A 14,972-nucleotide genomic window follows, 5' to 3' on the forward strand; every position below is an offset into this window, starting at 1 on the left:
ATACGTTGCGGACGTGCGCGCAGCAGCGGTGCAGCTCACCTCGACCGGCGACGTCGACGCGAACCTCGCGACGGCGGACCGCCTGACGCGCGCCGCCGCGCACGACGGTGCCGAGCTGGTCGTCCTGCCCGAGAAGTGGCCCGCGCTCGGCCCCGGGGACGTCCTGCACGCGGGTGCCGAGCGGGAGGCCGACGTGCGCGCGTGGGCGTCCGCCACCGCGCGCGAGCTGGGCATCGACCTCGTGGCGGGCTCGATGTCCGTCCGCGACGGCGACGCCGGCCGGCTGCGCAACCTGTCGCTCCACGTCGGGCCCGACGGCGAGGTCGTCGCCGAGTACGCGAAGATCCACCTCTTCGACGTCTCCGTCGCGGGGCGCGAGTACCGGGAGTCCGAGCACGAGGACGCGGGGGAGCGGCCTGTGCTCAGCCACACCGCCGACGGCACCAGCCTCGGACTGACCATCTGCTACGACGTCCGCTTCCCGGCGCTCTACGAGGCGCTCGACGCGCGCGTCTTCGCGCTCCCCGCCGCCTTCACCCTCGCCACGACGCGCGACCACTGGGAGATCCTGGTCCGCGCGCGGGCGATCGAGCAGCAGGCGTACCTCGTCGCCGCGAACCAGGTCGGGGAGCACCCCGGCGGGATGCGGTCCGGCGGACGCTCCATGATCGTCGACCCCTGGGGCGTCGTGCTCGCGACGGCCCCGGACACCGAAGGACACGTGACCGCCGACCTCGACATGCAGGCCCAGGCGCGCATCCGCGCCGAGCTGCCCGCCCTGACCCACCGCCGCCCGATCCTCGCCGAGGTGCGCGCCTGATGGCGCGCACGGGAGGCGCGGAGAAGCGCCGCATCATCCTCGACGCGGCCGTCCGCGTCTTCGCGCGGCAGGGCTTCCACTCCGCGCGCGTGAGCGACATCGCCGACGAGGCGGGCGTCGCCTACGGGCTCGTCTACCACTACTTCAAGGCCAAGGACGAGGTGCTCGACACGCTCTTCCTGGAGCGGTGGAACGTGCTGCTGGAGGCCATCCGCGAGGTCGACCGCAGCGAGGACACGCCGCCGCGGCAGAAGCTGCTCGCGATCACCGGGTTCATCGTCGACTCCTACCGCCACGACCCGGACCTGATGAAGGTCATCATCGTGGAGGTCACCCGGGCGGCGAACTCGTTCGGGGCCAAGCACCTGGCGAAGATCCGCGAGGCGTACGACCTGATCGCCGACATCGTCGCCGACGCGCAGCGCGACGGGCTCTTCCGCGACGACATCGCGCCGCAGTTCGCCGCGCTCGCGTTCTACGGGGCGATCGAGCAGGTGCTGACGGGGTGGATCTTCGCGCTGCTCCCGCAGGGGCCGGAGCAGTACGAGCAGGCCAAGGAGTTCGTGGTCGAGACGGTGTGCGGGGGCCTCGAAGCTCCTGCCCCGACCACGATCTGATTGGATCTCGGGGCTCATGGACAACGATCTCGTCAAGCGCCTCGCCTGGTCCGGCCTGCTCGCAGGCTTCGGAGCCCTGGCCTCGATGGTGACCGCGCGAGCCGCCGCCATCGTTTACCGCCGGATCTTCGGGGAAGATCCGCCCGAGTAGTGAGCACCCCCACCGACACCACCGCGACCGTCGGCCACGGCCAGCAGACCGCGTCGCACCCGCCTGGGAGCGCCATGCCGCCCGGCGGCATCCCGTTCACCGAGCGGCCTGAGGCGCTCGTCGGCGCAGCGTTCGCCGGCGGCTTCGCGGTCGCCCTGCTCTTGAAGAAGCTCGCCGGCTGATGGCTGCCACGGATCCTGATCACAACAAGCCGCAGCAGATCGGCCACACGATCGCGGAGATCAGCGAGAAGGTCTCGCTGCTCGTCCGCGAGGAGATCGAGCTCGCGAAGGTCGAGGTCACGGCCAAGGCCACGCGGCTCGGCAAGGGCGCCGCGGTCGCGATCGCGGCGGGCGTCTTCGCGCTCCTCGGCCTCATCATGCTGCTCCACACCGCCGCCTGGTTCTTCTACTGGCTGATCGGGTGGGAGATCTGGGCCGGCTTCCTCGTCGTCACGGTCCTGCTGTTCGCCTTCGCCGGCATCGCCGCCGCGGTGGGCGTGAAGTGGATCAAGAAGGGCGCCCCGCCGACGCCAGACATGGCGATCGACGAGGCGAAGAAGATCAAGGACACGGTGAGCGGCTGATGGCCGGCACGCAGCGCCAGCGGACGCCGGAGGAGATCCGGCGCGACATCGAGCAGCACCGCCGCGAGCTCGGCGAGGCCGTCGGCCGCCTCCGCGGCGACGTGGAGCGCCTGACCGACTGGCGCTCCCAGATCGTCCAGCACCAGCAGCAGGTCCTCATCGGCGCCGCGGTCGCGGGCTTCGTGATCGGCGGCGGCATCGCCGGCGTCACGCGGATGCTCACGCGCCGCAAGCGCAAGAAGTCGCGCTGGTGACAGCGGCGCGACCCGCGCCCGAACACCGAAGTGCCCCGCGCGCCCGGCCCTGCCGGGCGCGCGGCGTCTCCGGCTAGACGATCCAGCTGCGCGCGAACCCGCCGACGCCCAGGAGGCCCGGGCCGACGTGCGCGCCGATGACCGGCCCGACCTCGCTCACGAAGAGCGGGTCGCAGCCGAAGATCTCGTGGCCGCGCTCGATCAGGCGGTCGGCCTGGTCGTGGGCCTGGATGTGCTGGACGACCCAGCCGTCGGCGCCGTCCTCCTTGCGGGACTGCATGTACTCGACCATCCGCTCGAAGGCCTTGCCGCTCGTCCGGACGCGCTCGATCGGCGTGATCTCGGCCTCGAGCGTCAGGATCGGCTTGATCTTCAGCGCGCCGCCGAGCCACGCCTGCGCGGCGCCGACGCGGCCGCCGCGGCGCAGGTACTCCAGCGTGTCGACCGCGAACCAGATCTTCAGCTCGGCCCGCGCGCGGCGCGCGTAGTCGACGACCTCGTTGAGGCCCCCGCCCTCGCGGGCACGTTTGCCGGCGGCGGCGGCGATCAGCGCGAGGCCGCCCGCGGCGGTCTGCGAGTCGAGCACCTCGATCCGGCCGCCGTACCCGCGCTCCGCGAGCTGCGCGGCCGCCTGGCGGGCGCCGTCGTAGGTGCCGGAGATGGAGCCCGACAGGTGGACGGAGACGATGTCGTCGCCGCGCTCGAGCAGGGGCTCGTAGACGGCGAGGAAGTCGCCGATCGACGGCTGGGACGTCGTCGGGAGGTCCTTCGCGGCGCGCAGGCGCTCGTAGAAGGCGGAGAAGTCCGGCATCTCGGACTCGCGCTCCAACGTGTCGCCGAACTTCACGTAGAGGGAGACGAGGTGCAGGTCGCGCGCGGCGACCTCGGACGCGGGGAGGTACCCCGTCGTGTCGGTGACAACAGCTACGGCCATGGGGTGGGCCGGGGACCCTACACTCCGCGCGTGCCAACGGTCCTGGTCACGGGGGCGACGGGGCTGCTGGGGTCGCACGTGACGCGCCACCTCGTGGAGCGCGGCGACCGCGTGCGGGTCACGGTCCGCGAGCGCTCCCGGCTCGACAACATCCGCGATCTCGACGTGGAGCAGGTCACGTGCGACGTGCTCGACCGGCGTGCCGTGCGCCGCGCGCTGAAGGGGGTCGACCGGGTCTTCCACGTCGCCGGCCGCACCTCGCTGCGCGCGCCGCGCGAGCGGCTCTTCGCGGTCAACGTCGTCGGCACCCGCGTGGTCCTGGAGGAGGCGCTGCGCGCGAACGTCGAGCGGGTCGTGCACATGTCGAGCGTCGCCGCGATCGGCCCGGCGCCGCGCGGCAGCACCGCCGACGAGACGCAGCCGTTCAGCGCGGGCGGGATCGACGTCCCGTACGTCCACTCCAAGCGGGAGGCAGAGGCCGAGGCGTACCGCTTCGCCGCGCTCGGCCTGCCGGTCGTGATCGTCAACCCCGCGCACGTCTTCGGCGCCGGGGACCTCTACCGCTCCTCCACCGAGCTGGTCCTGCGCTTCCTCCGGCGGCAGCTCCCGGCCTACGTGGACGGCGCGCTCAACGTCGTGGACGCCGACGACGTCGCCCGCGGCGTGCTGCTGGCCGACGAGCGCGGCGTTCCCGGCGAGCGCTACATCCTCGGCAACCGCAACTTCACGCTCGACCGCCTCTTCGCCGACCTCGGCCGCATCTCCGGCGTCGCCCCACCCGCGCTCAAGCTCCCGTACCCGGCGGCGATCGCGTTCGCGCGGGCGGCCGAGAGCGCGGCCGCGCTGGAGCGCTTCGTCCCGCCGATCACCGTCTCGGAGGTGCGCGCCGCCGGGCAGTGGTGGGCGTTCCGCTCCACCAAGGCCAAGCGGGAGCTGGGCTGGCGCCCGTCCCACCACGAGGACACGCTGGAGCGCACGGTCGCGTGGTACCGCGAGCGCGGGACGCACGGCCTCGCCCACCCGGGCGCCGGACAACCTGTCACGCTGCGCCTCGCTGGCTTCGCACTCCGACGGGCGAACGCCGTCGCCGATCACCTGAAGCCCTGATGGCCACCCTCTACCGCTGCCGCACACCCACCGATCACCTGTGCCCATGCGGCCGCGTCGCCCGCGCCCTGCGCGCGCACGACGTCGCCTACGACGAGGTGCGGGTGCCGTGGCGCGGACGGGACCGCGCGGAGGTCCGCACGCTCAGCGGCCAGACGAAGGTCCCGCTGCTCGTCCTCGGCGGCGAGGCGATCTGCGACTCGCACCGGATCGTGGAGCATCTGCGGTGGCGGGAAGGAATGGCCAGCGCTCAGGCCGGGGACCCCATCGGCCGATGAGGAGCCTCGTGCCGCCGTTCACCCGCCGCCGCCGCGCGCTGCTCGCCGCCGCCCTGACCGCGGGCGCGCTCGCGGGGGGCGCCGCCGTCCCCGCCGTCCAGGCGGCCGAGCCGATCATGCCGCTGGCCGAGGTCGTCAAGGGGATGAAGTGCACCGCGTACTCCGTCGTCTCGGGCGTGGACGTGACGACCTTCGACGCGGAGGTCGTCGACGTCGTCGCGGGGGACCCCGCCGCCGAGGCGCCGCGCATCCTCGTGAGGTTCAGCGGCGGCGCGATCGAGCCGACCGGCGTCGGCCCGGGCTTCTCTGGCTCCCCGATCCTCTGCGGCGGCCGCGTCATCGGCGCGATCTCCGAGAGCGTCGGCGAGTACGGCGGGCTGCTCGCGCTCGCCACCCCGATCGAGTCGATCCTCGGCGTCCCGGTGGACGCGCCCGCCGCGTCGCCAGCGCCGGCGAACACCAAGCGGCTCGCGACGCCGGTCAGCCTGTCCGGCCTCTCGACGAACGTCGGCCGGCTCTACGCCCGCGCGGCCAAGCGCGGGGGGAAGATCGTCTACGCGACGCCCGGCGCGCCCCGCGCCGCCGTGTTCCCGGCGCTCCCGCCGCGGCTGGGCTCGAGCATGGCCGCCGGCCTGTCGTCGGGCGACGTGACGGCGGGTGCGATCGGGACCGTCTCGTACGTGGACGGCGACCGCGTGTGGGCGTTCGGCCACCCGCTCGACGGCGCGGGCAAGCGCTCGCTCTTCCTCCAGGACTCCTACGTCTTCTCGGTCGTCAACAACCCGGTGGCGGGGGAGGCGACGACGACCTACAAGCTCGCGGCGCCCGGCCACGACATCGGCATCCTGTCCAGCGACGGGCTCAACGCGGTCGCGGGTCGCACCGGCGTGCTGCCGCCGCGCATCCCGATGAAGGTGGTCGCACGCGACCAGGACACCGGCCGCCAGCGCGTCCTGACGCTGCAGCTCGCGGACGAGAGCGCGATCGGCCTGCCGACCGGGACGTCCGCGCTGGCGCTGGTCGGGTCGAGCGCGGTGGCGCAGGCGGCGGCGACGATCCTCGGCGCGACGCCCGCCCGCCAGACCGGCGAGATGTGCGTCCGCATCAAGGTCGCGCAGCGCAAGGCGCCGCTGCGGTTCTGCAACCGCTACGTGACGCGCTCCAGCGACGGCGACGAGGCCGGGCTCGGCGCGGGCGCGCCGATGGTCTCGGACTTCGTCGAGGCGGTCACCGCGGTCGACGAGTTCAACTTCGCCAACCTCACCGTCACCGGCGTCGAGGTCAACATGAAGATCCGCCGCGGCCTGCGCCAGGCGTTCCTCCTCGACGCGACCGGGCCCACGACCGTCCGGCGCGGCACCGACGCGCGCGTGCGCGTGAAGCTGCAGGAGGTCCGCGGCAAGGCGCAGTGGCGGACGCTCAAGGTCCACGTGCCCAAGGGGATGCCGAGCGGCGACCGTCTGCTCGCGCTGGAGGGCACGCCGTCCGACGCGGCGGCTGGGCTGGAGGTCGACCTCGGCGAGCTGCTGTTCGGGGCCGAGGAGGAGGGCGCGGTGCCGGACGAGGCGGGGCCGCGGACCGTCGCGTCGCTCGCCGACGCGGTGGCCGGCATCGGCCGCTTCGACGGCGTGACCGCGAGCTTCCTGCCCGCCGACGAGGAGGAGCGCGCGGCGATCGAGGAGGGCGGCGGGGCCACCAACGGGCCTGAGGGCGTCGCCCTGAAGGCGCGCGAGGTCTACCGGGACCCGGAGCTGCGCCTCAGCGGCAGCGCCCAGATCCCGGTGACCGTCGAGTAGCGCGGACGGCCGGCGCCCGCGCGGCTACGAGAGGTTGTTCTCGATCCCGAGCGGCGCGGGCTGCGCCGGGGTCGCCTGGGGCGCCTCGGCGGGCGCGTCCGGGCGGGCGAGGCCGAGCGCGTCGTGCAGCTCGCCGGACTCGAACATCTCGAGCACGATGTCGCTGCCGCCGATCAGCTCGCCGTCGATGAAGAGCTGCGGGGTGGTCGGCCAGTTCGAGATCGCGGACAGCTCCTGGCGGATCCGCGGATCCGGGAGGATGTCGACCGCGGCGAACGGCGCGCCCGTGGCCTGGAGCGCCTGCGCGGCGCGGGCGCTGAACCCGCACATCGGCTGCTCCGGCGTGCCCTTCATGAAGAGGATGACCTTGTTGTCCTTGATCGCCTCGGCGATCGCGTCGCGGAGCGGGTTGTCGCTCATGGGACCTCCGTCTTGAGTTGCAGCGCGTGGACCGCACCGCCGAGCTCCCCGGGTTCGAACGCGTCGTAGACCATCCGGTGCTGCTTGATCCGGCTCTGGCCCTCGAACGCGGCGGCCCTGACGACCGCCGAGAAGTGCACGTTGTCGGGGGATTCGACGTCGGCGACCGCGCCGGGGATCGCAGCCTCGATGCGCTGCTTGAGCTCCTCGGGGGTAGGCATCTGACGCCGAGGATACCGACCGCTATATTTCGTGAAGCGATGCAGTACGCAGCGATCACCTTCACCGACCTCGGCGCGCGGAAGGTCCAGGAGTTCCTCGGCGCCCAGGCTTCTGACACCGCCGACGCCGGCCTGCGGCTCGGTGTCCGGGGCGGCGGCTGCTCCGGCTTCCAGTACCAGCTGGCCTTCGACGAGCAGCGCGACGGCGACCACGTCTTCGAGGACCAGGGCCTGAAGGTCTTCGTCGACTCGCAGAGCCTGCCGTACGTGCACGGCTCGCAGATCGACTACATCGACGAGCTGACCGGCGCGGGCTTCCAGGTGAACAACCCGAACGTCGTCGCGGCCTGCGGCTGCGGCTCGTCCTTCCGCGTCCCGGACGAGGAAGAGGTCTCGGCCGTCTGAGCCGAGCGCGCGCGACAGCGCTCGCAAGTCTGCTGGCGGCGGCCCTGGTGGCCGTCGTCGTCGTTGTGGTGGCCGTTTCGGGCGACGACGATCCGGCGACCCCGCCGCGGGCGCAGACCGCGACGACCGCCCCGCCGGCGGCCACCGAGCCCGTCGTGCCGCCGCCCGCTGAGCCCGCGGCGGGGTTGTCGATCGGGCTGGCCGAGCAGAACCCGCTGCTGCTCGCGCCGGGCGAGGTGCCGGCGCCGTTCGCCGCCTGGCGGGACCGCGTGGCGGCGCTCAGGCCGCAGTACTTCCGGCTCATGGTCGACTGGTCGCGCGTCCAGCCGAGCGCCGACCAGCCGCCGAACTGGGACCTGCGCGGCGACGGGTGCCTACGCGGCGCGCCGCCCTGCGCCGACACGCACGGCGTGCGCCAGCTCCTCCAGGCGATCGCCGCCCGGCGCGCGATCGACGGGGAGGGCAGCTGGCAGATCGTCGCGAGCCCGTACGGCGCGCCCGACTGGGCGCTCGACCCCGCGCCGGGGTGCCCGGCGGGCGGGCGGATCCGGATCGACGCCTACCGCGCGCTGCTGCGCTCGCTCGACCGCCTCGCGCTGGAGGTCGGCGTCCCGATCACGTGGTGGAGCCCGTGGAACGAGCCGAACCACCCGACCTTCCTCGCGCCGCAGCGGGCGGCCTGCGGCGGCGACCAGGCGGCGATCTCGCCGGGCGCCTACGCGGACCTCGTGCGCGCGGCGCAGGCGGAGCTGCCGTCGTACGCGTCGCTCGTGCTCGGGGAGGTCGCCGGCTACGCGCGGCCCCGCGCCCGCGCCGTCGGCGCGGCGGAGTTCGCCGCGGCGCTCCCGCCTGACGTCGCGTGCGCCGGCGACGTCTGGGCGCAGCACACGTACGTCGGGCGCGGCTCGACGTCGCTGGCCGCCGACCGTGCCCGCGGGGGCAACCCCGCGCTGCTGCGCGCGGTGAAGGAGGCGCTCGACGCCCACGGCTGCGAGCGCCAGCACCGCATCTGGATCACCGAGACCGGCGCGGCCACCGACGCCGGCGCGGGCTCCTGCGCGGCGATGGACGCCGCCCTCCGTGCGTGGGACGCCGACGACCGCGTCGATGTCGCCATCCAGTACACGTTCCGCGAGGACACGGCCTTCCCCGTCGGTCTGGCCGACGCCACCCTCGCGGAGGAGCGCCCGGCCTACCGCGCCTGGCTCGCCTGGGGCGCGCGCGACCCCGCCGCGGGCGCGCCCGCACCGCCCTGCTGACCCGGCGGCTCTCCGGCGAGGGCCGGCACCCGCGGGCCTCCGAGGCCGGAGGGACGGGTGGACGCGTGCGCGCGGAGGGTAGGGAGAACCCACATGACCGCCACCCGGACCGCGTTCGTCGTGCTCGCCGTGATCCTCGCGGGCGCCGCGGTGCTGGTCGGGTCCGGAGCCGGAGCGGTCGTCCTCGGGGTCGGTGCGCTGCTGTGCCTGGTCGCAGGCGGCGTCGCTGGGTCGGGTGGTGTCGCGGGCGAGAGCTGAGTGGGATCGCGGGGCGGGGGCTCAACCCGCCGTGTCCGCCACCACCACCCTCCGCGCGCGACGCTTCGCCACCACCCCCTGCCGCGGTGCGAGGAACCACGCGAGCAGGAACACCGCGGTGAGGACGAGGACGATCGTGCCGCCGGTCGGGAAGTCCCAGGACCAGGAGACGTAGAGGCCGACGAGGGCCGAGAGCCCGCCGATCGTCGGGGCGAGCGCCATCATCAGCGGGAGGCGGTCGGTGAGGAGGCGGGCGGTCGCCGCGGGGGTGATCAGGAGCGCGAGGACGAGGATGTTGCCGATCGTCTGCACGCTGATCACCACCGCGAGCGTGACCAGCACGTACAGGCCCAGGTCGAGCCAGAAGACGCGCAGCCCCATCGCACGGGCGGTCTCGCGGTCGAGCGAGATCGTCACGAGCTCCTTGTGCAGGAGCAGCACCGCGAGCGAGACGAGGACGCCGGTGACGCCGACGACGACGAGGTCCTCGTCGGGGATGCCCGTGATCGAGCCGAAGAGGAACTCCTGCAGCGAGCCGGCGTAGCCGGGCGCCTGGGAGATGATCACGATGCCGAGCGCGAACGCCGCGACGAAGAAGACGCCGATGATCGAGTCCTCCTTCACGCGCCGGTTCTGCGAGAAGACGGCGACGAGCACGGCGGTCAGGACGCCGGCGATCGTCCCGCCCAGGACGAGGTTGCCGCTGATCACGAACGCGACGGCCAGGCCCGGGAAGACCGCGTGCGCGACCGCCTCGCCGATGAACGCCATGCCCCGCAGGACGACATAGCAGCCGACGATGCCGCACACGATCGACGACATGACCGCGATGAAGAGCGCCTTCGGGAGGAAGCGCAGGTCCGGGTTGGTCAGGTCGGTGAGGAACTCGAGCGGGGACATCACGCGGCCTTCGCCGTCTGGAGGATCCGCAGCAGCGGGCTGCGCTCGCCGACGCCGAACGTGCGCATCCACAGCGCCGGGTCGGCGGCGAGAGCCGCCGGCGCGCCGTCGCCGATGAGCGTGCGGTTGAGCAGCAGGAGCCGGTCGCACGTGTAGAGCGCCGCGGCGAGGTCGTGGGTCGTCATGAGCACCGCGCGGTCCTCGCGGGCGAGCGAGAGGAAGAGGTCGGAGAGCAGCTCCTGCGTCGGCATGTCGAGGCCGGTGAAGGGCTCGTCGAGCAGGAGCGCGGCGGGCTGCAGCGCGAGCGCCCGCGCGACGAGCACCCGCTGGCGCTGACCGCCGGACAGCTCGCCGACCGGCCGCGTGCGCAGGTCGGTCATGCGGACGAGCTCCAGCGCCTCGTCGACGGCGCGCCAGTCCTCCACGCCCGGCCTCCGGAACAGCCCCAGCTTCCGGGTGCGGCCGCTCATCACCGCGTCCTCGACCGACACCGGGAACTCCCAGGCGAACTCGTGCCGCTGCGGCACGTACCCGATCGGCACGCGGCCCGGAGCGGCGGGCCGGCCCTCGACGAGCACCGCGCCCGACGCCGGCGCGAGCAGCCCGAGCATCGTCCGCAGCAGCGTGGTCTTGCCGGCGCCGTTGGGGCCGATCAGGCCGACGAGCTCGCCCCGCCCGACCGCGAAGGCGACGTCGTGGAGGACCGGCCGGCCGCCCAGCTGGACGGCGAGGTCGCGGACGACGAGGGAGGCGCTCACCGGCGCGCCTCGGCCTTCGCCCGCGCGCCGCGCCGGAGGCTGCGGACGAGCGCGGCGGTGAGCAGGAGCGCGACGACGACGGCGATCGCGACCACGGCCATCGCGGACGTGCCCCCGCCGTCCTCGGCGGGGCGATGCGCGGACGCGGTCGCCGGCCCCGCAACGTCGGCCGGCCCCCGCCAGGTCGCCGCGAACGCGTCCTCGACGCTCGCCCGCGACCCGACCGCGAACCGCAGCGCGCGCGTGTCGTGGACCGTCGTGCCGTCGACCAGGTCGGCCTCGATCCGCACCCGCACGAGGTAGACGCCGGGCTTCGAGAAGACCCAGTTCGCGTGGGTGTGCGTGTTGACGTCGACCCACGCCGGCTTGGGCTCGGCCTCGGAGTCCCACAGCACCTGCGGCTCCCCGAACGTCCCCGACTGGAGGTAGACGACGAGCGAGCCGGGCCCCTGGACGCCGATGAGCGTCATCGTCACGCCCCGGTCGATGCGCTCCATCACCGTCGGGTCCTGCGTGTTCCAGCCGACCCAGACGACGTCCGGGTTCTGCGTCTGAGGGACGACGTGGACCTTCGCGCCCGGCTCGGCGCGCAGGAAGCGGTAGGCAGGGTCGTCGGGGACCTCGAGCAGCGCGGCATCGGACACGTGCAGGACCGTGTCGTCGGTGCGGCGCCAGACGCTCTTGCGGCGCGCGTCGGCCTTGGCGGCGTCGTCGTGGACGAGCAGCGTCCAGCGGCCGTCGACGAAGCGCGGGCCGATGTCGACGTGGCCGTCGGCGAGGACCTTGCGGCCGTCGGCGACGGCCTGCTCGCGCTCGATCGTCTGCTCCAGCTCGCGCTCGGGCCCGCCGGCGCCGGTGAGCGCGACGGTCGCGGCGAGCAGGACGGCCGCGCGCGCGGCACGGTGGATCACGTGAGGCACTCCTTCAGGGACCGCGCGTTGAAGCGCATCATCTCGACGTAGGTCGTCACCCGGTCGTCCAACGCATCGCCGTAGATCGGGCAGGTGCGGACGCCCTGCTCCTCGGCGACCTCGGTCAGCGTCGACGAGCGAGTGGCGAGGTTGGGCTCCAGGAAGACGGCAGGGACCCGGAGGCTGCGGATCGTCTGGCTGAGCTTGCGGCGCTCGGCGAGCGACGACTCGACGGCCGGGTTGGGCGTGACGAACCCGGCGACCTGGAGGCCGTAGGCGTGCGCGAGGTAGCCGAACGCGTCGTGCGTGGTGATCAGGTGCCGGCGGTCCTTCGGGATCGCGGCGATCGTGCGCCGCACGTCCCGGTCGAGCCGGTCGAGCTCGGCCAGGTACCGGTCGGCGTTCGCGCGGTAGTCCGTCGCGTGGGCGGGATCGCGGGCGATCAGCGTGTCACGGATCAGCTCCGTGTACGCCATCGCGTTGCGCACGTCATGCCACAGGTGCGGGTCGATCTCGCCGTGCACGTGCTTGCCGAGCACCGCCTGGGGGAGCTGGAAGATCGCGTCGCCCGGGCGGCCCATGAAGCGGAAGTCGTCGCCGGCGGGCACCTCCGCCATCGCCTTCGGCGGGACGTCGACGACGACCGCCTCGGGCGCGAGCTCGGCCTGCGCGTGCTCGCCGCCGCCCGCGGGGTCGTGGAGCGCGAGCAGCCGGCCGCGGTCGAGGTCGACGGTGAGGTCGGCGTGGCCCCGGTCGAGCACGGTCGCCCCCGGGACGCCGGCCGCGCTCGGCCGCACCCCGACCGCGAACGTGAAGGTCGCCTGCCCGAGCGACACGGGCTTGGACGTGGCGCTCACCTGCAGCCGCGCCGCGAACGTGAGCCGGTAGACGCCCGCCTCGCTGAACGCCCACGACATGTGGGTGTGCGCGTCGGCCGGCAGCGTGGCGGTGTCGTCCTTGAAGCCGCTGGCGCCGTCGAGGCCGTCGCGGGAGTCGAACGAGACCTCCGTCTCGCCGAACGAGCCCGTCAGGTAGCCGAACACGTCGCCGGGGCCTTCCTTGCCGACGAGCGAGAGCAGCACGTCGCTGGAGCGGTCAGCGCCCAGCCGCGCACCGTCGCCGCGGGCGCGGAGCCCGAGCCAGATCGTGTCGAGGTTGACGTTCTCGACGAGCGGGATGACCTCGGCCGCGTACTTGACCGCGTCCTCGGCGAGCGAGACCGACTCGACGCCCTCGGGCAGGTTCGCGTCGAGCGTCTTGATGATGCTGTGCTGCTCGAGCATCAGGTAGTTGCTGAACGCGACGTCGGCGTAGACGACGTTGCGCACGTCGCGCAGCGTCGGCTCGAACGCGTGCGGGTCCGCGCCGTCCGGCACGAGGCTCACCGCGCGGACTCGGTCGCCGCCGACCTGCTCGACGAGGTCGCGCAGGAGCCCGGTGGTCGTGATGACCTGGAGCCGGTCGTCGGAGGCCGAGAGGCTCGGCGGCGTCGCGCAGCCGGACGCGGCCAGGAGCGCCGTGGCGAGCAGGGGGAGGAGGAGCCGCGTGCTGGTCGACATGAGATTAGGTCTCAGTATCGTATCCGCGCATGCTTCGGACGTACTCCTCCCGGCTGCTCCTGGCCGGCTCCCTCACCGCCGCGGCGCTCGCCGCGCCCGCCGCCGCCGACGCCCGCGTGACCCTGTCGAGCGGCCACGTCGACGCCGTCGCCGCCCGGGTGATCGGCGGCGAGCTGCGGCTGCTGGTCAAGGACGCGACGGGCCGCTCCGTGCGCTGGCGCGACCCGCGCGACGTGACGCTCCGCGTCGCCGGCCGAGCGCGGATGCGGCTCCCGCGCAACGGCAGCCTCCGGTTCCTGGGGCGCCCCGGAACGACGGTCTGGATGGTCCCGCAGACCCAGCGCTCCGGCGTGATCTGGGCGGGCTGGAACACCGAGGAGGTCGGTCGCCGGCAGCTGCGCAACCTGTCCTGGCGGCTCAACCGCGTGTCCGGCCCGGGGCGCGTGGCGATCTTCCAGACCGGCTCGTTCGGCACCCCGTCGGTGCTCTTCGACTCCACGCGCCTGCCGGCGACCCGGTCGCTGCCGCTCGGCATCCACGCCCACGGCAACTGGGCCTTCACGCGGCGCGGGACGTACCGGCTGTCGTTCACGCTGCGCGGGACATCGCGCGGCGGCAGGCGGCTGTCGGCGACGCGCGCGCTGACGTTCCGGGTCGGGTGACCGGGGTGCGGCTCGCCGAGCTGGCCACGCTCGCCGCCGTCGTGCTCGACGTAGGCCATGCCGACTACGGCGCGCGGCTGGTCGACGGCGCGCTCCACAGCCAGGTCAAGGACGGCACGAGCGGCGCCGTCGTGTGGCGGGAGCCTGGGGACGTCGTCGTGCGGCTCACGTCGACCGCGCGGGCGACCGTCCCGGCCGATCCCGCGTACGGCTTCCTCGGCGGGGCGGGCGGCCGCACGTGGCTGATCCCGCAGACGCAGAAGGCCGACGTCGTGTGGCTGGGCTGGAACACCGAGGAGCTGGGCGGCGGGCAGGCGTCCGGGACGCTCGCGTGGTCGCTCGACGCCGTCGAGGGCCCGGGGTCGGTCGCCGTCTTCGTCACGGACACGTTCGGCCGCCCGCGGGTGCTGATGCACAGCGGCGACGGCCTCCCCGACACGCACCAGGTCGCGCTCGGCGTCCACGCGCACGGCAACTGGGCGTTCTCGCAGCCGGGGACGTACGCGCTGACGTTCACGCACCGGGTGCAGACCGGCACGGGGCTGCAGGCCGACACCGAGCGTCTCGTCGTCGAGGTGGCCGACGCGCCGGCGGGCGGCGGCGATCAGGGTGGCGGCGGTACCGGTGGCGGTGCGCCGGGCGGGGCGGGCGGGGCGGCCGGCTCGCCGCCGGGCGACGCGCCCCGCGGGCAGGTGGCGGCGGGCATCGCGGTGCTCGGCGAGCGCGTCCGCCTGCGCGGGGATCGCACGATCGGCGTGCGCGTCCGGTGTCGCGCCGCGTCCACGTGCCGCGGCACGGTCCGCCTGCGCACGGCCGCCCGCATCCGGCACGCCGGCGAACGCCGGCAGGTGACGCTCGGCCGCAGCGCGTACCGGATCGCGGCCGGTCGCACGGCGACGGTCCGGGTGAAGGTCCCGCCGGCCGTCGGGCGGACGCTGCGTGCCCGCCCCGTGACGGCCGTGGCGGCCACGGTCACGCGCGACGGTGGCGCGGTGGCGCGGGCGACGCTCCGCCTCAGCCGGGACTAGCGGTCTCCACCAGAAACTGATACTTAGTCTCAATATTGATGTCCGTTC

The 14,972-nt window shown here is 74.0% G+C and carries 21 protein-coding genes; 14 read left to right on the forward strand and 7 right to left on the reverse strand.

What is annotated here, in order from left to right; all coding sequences use genetic code 11:
• The first annotated feature begins 13 nt into the window (after positions 1–13).
• From AC1UE5_RS09085 to AC1UE5_RS09110, 6 genes are read left to right on the forward strand one after another with little or no spacing between them, the layout of a single operon-like run.
• Positions 14–820: a carbon-nitrogen hydrolase family protein gene (locus AC1UE5_RS09085; protein ID WP_482922333.1), complete on the forward strand. Its 807-nt coding sequence runs from the start codon at positions 14–16 to the stop codon at positions 818–820.
• Positions 820–1,437: a TetR/AcrR family transcriptional regulator gene (locus tag AC1UE5_RS09090; protein WP_482922335.1), complete on the forward strand. Its 618-nt coding sequence runs from the start codon at positions 820–822 to the stop codon at positions 1,435–1,437. The genes AC1UE5_RS09085 and AC1UE5_RS09090 overlap by 1 nt, the downstream gene beginning before the upstream one ends.
• Before the next feature lie 16 nt (positions 1,438–1,453).
• Positions 1,454–1,588: a hypothetical protein gene (locus AC1UE5_RS09095; RefSeq protein ID WP_482922337.1), complete on the forward strand. Its 135-nt coding sequence runs from the start codon at positions 1,454–1,456 to the stop codon at positions 1,586–1,588.
• Positions 1,588–1,770 carry a hypothetical protein gene (locus AC1UE5_RS09100; RefSeq protein WP_482922339.1) on the forward strand — a complete coding sequence of 61 codons (183 nt, stop codon included), beginning with the start codon at positions 1,588–1,590 and terminating at the stop codon, positions 1,768–1,770. Before AC1UE5_RS09095 ends, AC1UE5_RS09100 begins: the two co-directional genes overlap by 1 nt.
• Positions 1,770–2,174: a phage holin family protein gene (locus AC1UE5_RS09105; RefSeq protein WP_482922341.1), complete on the forward strand. Its 405-nt coding sequence runs from the start codon at positions 1,770–1,772 to the stop codon at positions 2,172–2,174. The genes AC1UE5_RS09100 and AC1UE5_RS09105 overlap by 1 nt, the downstream gene beginning before the upstream one ends.
• Complete coding sequence (locus AC1UE5_RS09110; protein ID WP_482922343.1) at positions 2,174–2,428, forward strand: DUF3618 domain-containing protein; 255 nt, start codon at positions 2,174–2,176, stop codon at positions 2,426–2,428. Before AC1UE5_RS09105 ends, AC1UE5_RS09110 begins: the two co-directional genes overlap by 1 nt.
• 73 nt (positions 2,429–2,501) lie before the next feature.
• On the opposite strand, the gene AC1UE5_RS09115 is transcribed toward AC1UE5_RS09110, so the two are convergent.
• Positions 2,502–3,362, reverse strand: a complete 861-nt coding sequence (locus AC1UE5_RS09115; RefSeq protein ID WP_482922345.1) for a DegV family protein — start codon at positions 3,360–3,362, stop codon at positions 2,502–2,504.
• A 30-nt stretch (positions 3,363–3,392) separates the two neighbouring features.
• Here AC1UE5_RS09115 and AC1UE5_RS09120 point away from each other — a divergent pair, with 30 nt between their 5' ends.
• From AC1UE5_RS09120 to AC1UE5_RS09130, 3 genes are read left to right on the forward strand one after another with little or no spacing between them, the layout of a single operon-like run.
• A complete protein-coding gene (locus tag AC1UE5_RS09120; protein ID WP_482922347.1) occupies positions 3,393–4,469 on the forward strand; it encodes an SDR family NAD(P)-dependent oxidoreductase in 1,077 nt (358 codons plus the stop codon).
• The gene (locus tag AC1UE5_RS09125; RefSeq protein ID WP_482922349.1) at positions 4,469–4,747 is read left to right on the forward strand and encodes a glutathione S-transferase N-terminal domain-containing protein; all 279 of its coding nucleotides are present in this window, start codon (positions 4,469–4,471) and stop codon (positions 4,745–4,747) included. The genes AC1UE5_RS09120 and AC1UE5_RS09125 overlap by 1 nt, the downstream gene beginning before the upstream one ends.
• Positions 4,744–6,543, forward strand: coding sequence for a hypothetical protein (locus AC1UE5_RS09130; protein WP_482922351.1), 1,800 nt, complete (start codon positions 4,744–4,746; stop codon positions 6,541–6,543). The genes AC1UE5_RS09125 and AC1UE5_RS09130 overlap by 4 nt, the downstream gene beginning before the upstream one ends.
• A gap of 24 nt (positions 6,544–6,567) precedes the next feature.
• On the opposite strand, the gene grxD is transcribed toward AC1UE5_RS09130, so the two are convergent.
• The gene (gene grxD, locus AC1UE5_RS09135; protein ID WP_482922353.1) at positions 6,568–6,963 is read right to left on the reverse strand and encodes a Grx4 family monothiol glutaredoxin; all 396 of its coding nucleotides are present in this window, start codon (positions 6,961–6,963) and stop codon (positions 6,568–6,570) included.
• Positions 6,960–7,184: a BolA/IbaG family iron-sulfur metabolism protein gene (locus AC1UE5_RS09140; protein WP_482922355.1), complete on the reverse strand. Its 225-nt coding sequence runs from the start codon at positions 7,182–7,184 to the stop codon at positions 6,960–6,962. The genes grxD and AC1UE5_RS09140 overlap by 4 nt, the downstream gene beginning before the upstream one ends.
• 39 nt (positions 7,185–7,223) lie before the next feature.
• Between AC1UE5_RS09140 and AC1UE5_RS09145 the strand changes: the two genes are divergently transcribed.
• The 3 genes from AC1UE5_RS09145 to AC1UE5_RS09155 all read left to right on the forward strand — a co-directional run bounded on the left by AC1UE5_RS09145 (position 7,224) and on the right by AC1UE5_RS09155 (position 9,106).
• The gene (locus tag AC1UE5_RS09145) at positions 7,224–7,589 is read left to right on the forward strand and encodes a HesB/IscA family protein (protein ID WP_482922357.1); all 366 of its coding nucleotides are present in this window, start codon (positions 7,224–7,226) and stop codon (positions 7,587–7,589) included.
• Between the two features lie 68 nt (positions 7,590–7,657).
• Positions 7,658–8,848 (forward strand): hypothetical protein, encoded by a 1,191-nt coding sequence (locus AC1UE5_RS09150; protein WP_482922359.1) that lies wholly within the window; start codon positions 7,658–7,660, stop codon positions 8,846–8,848.
• Positions 8,849–8,941: 93 nt separating this feature from the next.
• A complete protein-coding gene (locus AC1UE5_RS09155) occupies positions 8,942–9,106 on the forward strand; it encodes a hypothetical protein (protein WP_482922361.1) in 165 nt (54 codons plus the stop codon).
• Between the two features lie 21 nt (positions 9,107–9,127).
• On the opposite strand, the gene AC1UE5_RS09160 is transcribed toward AC1UE5_RS09155, so the two are convergent.
• The 4 genes from AC1UE5_RS09160 to AC1UE5_RS09175 are packed head-to-tail and all read right to left on the reverse strand — an operon-like array spanning position 9,128 to position 13,249.
• Positions 9,128–10,006 carry an anchored repeat-type ABC transporter permease subunit gene (locus tag AC1UE5_RS09160; RefSeq protein WP_482922363.1) on the reverse strand — a complete coding sequence of 293 codons (879 nt, stop codon included), beginning with the start codon at positions 10,004–10,006 and terminating at the stop codon, positions 9,128–9,130.
• Positions 10,006–10,764, reverse strand: a complete 759-nt coding sequence (locus AC1UE5_RS09165) for an anchored repeat-type ABC transporter ATP-binding subunit (protein ID WP_482922365.1) — start codon at positions 10,762–10,764, stop codon at positions 10,006–10,008. Before AC1UE5_RS09165 ends, AC1UE5_RS09160 begins: the two co-directional genes overlap by 1 nt.
• Positions 10,761–11,675 carry a choice-of-anchor M domain-containing protein gene (locus tag AC1UE5_RS09170; protein ID WP_482922367.1) on the reverse strand — a complete coding sequence of 305 codons (915 nt, stop codon included), beginning with the start codon at positions 11,673–11,675 and terminating at the stop codon, positions 10,761–10,763. The genes AC1UE5_RS09165 and AC1UE5_RS09170 overlap by 4 nt, the downstream gene beginning before the upstream one ends.
• On the reverse strand, positions 11,672–13,249 hold the full coding sequence (locus AC1UE5_RS09175) for an anchored repeat ABC transporter, substrate-binding protein (protein ID WP_482922452.1): 1,578 nt from the start codon (positions 13,247–13,249) through the stop codon (positions 11,672–11,674). The genes AC1UE5_RS09170 and AC1UE5_RS09175 overlap by 4 nt, the downstream gene beginning before the upstream one ends.
• 14 nt (positions 13,250–13,263) lie before the next feature.
• Between AC1UE5_RS09175 and AC1UE5_RS09180 the strand changes: the two genes are divergently transcribed.
• Positions 13,264–13,896, forward strand: coding sequence for a choice-of-anchor M domain-containing protein (locus tag AC1UE5_RS09180; RefSeq protein WP_482922369.1), 633 nt, complete (start codon positions 13,264–13,266; stop codon positions 13,894–13,896).
• On the forward strand, positions 13,893–14,924 hold the full coding sequence (locus tag AC1UE5_RS09185) for a choice-of-anchor M domain-containing protein (protein WP_482922371.1): 1,032 nt from the start codon (positions 13,893–13,895) through the stop codon (positions 14,922–14,924). The genes AC1UE5_RS09180 and AC1UE5_RS09185 overlap by 4 nt, the downstream gene beginning before the upstream one ends.
• Positions 14,925–14,972 lie beyond the last annotated feature (48 nt).

The sequence above is a fragment of the Parviterribacter multiflagellatus genome, assembly GCF_056863265.1.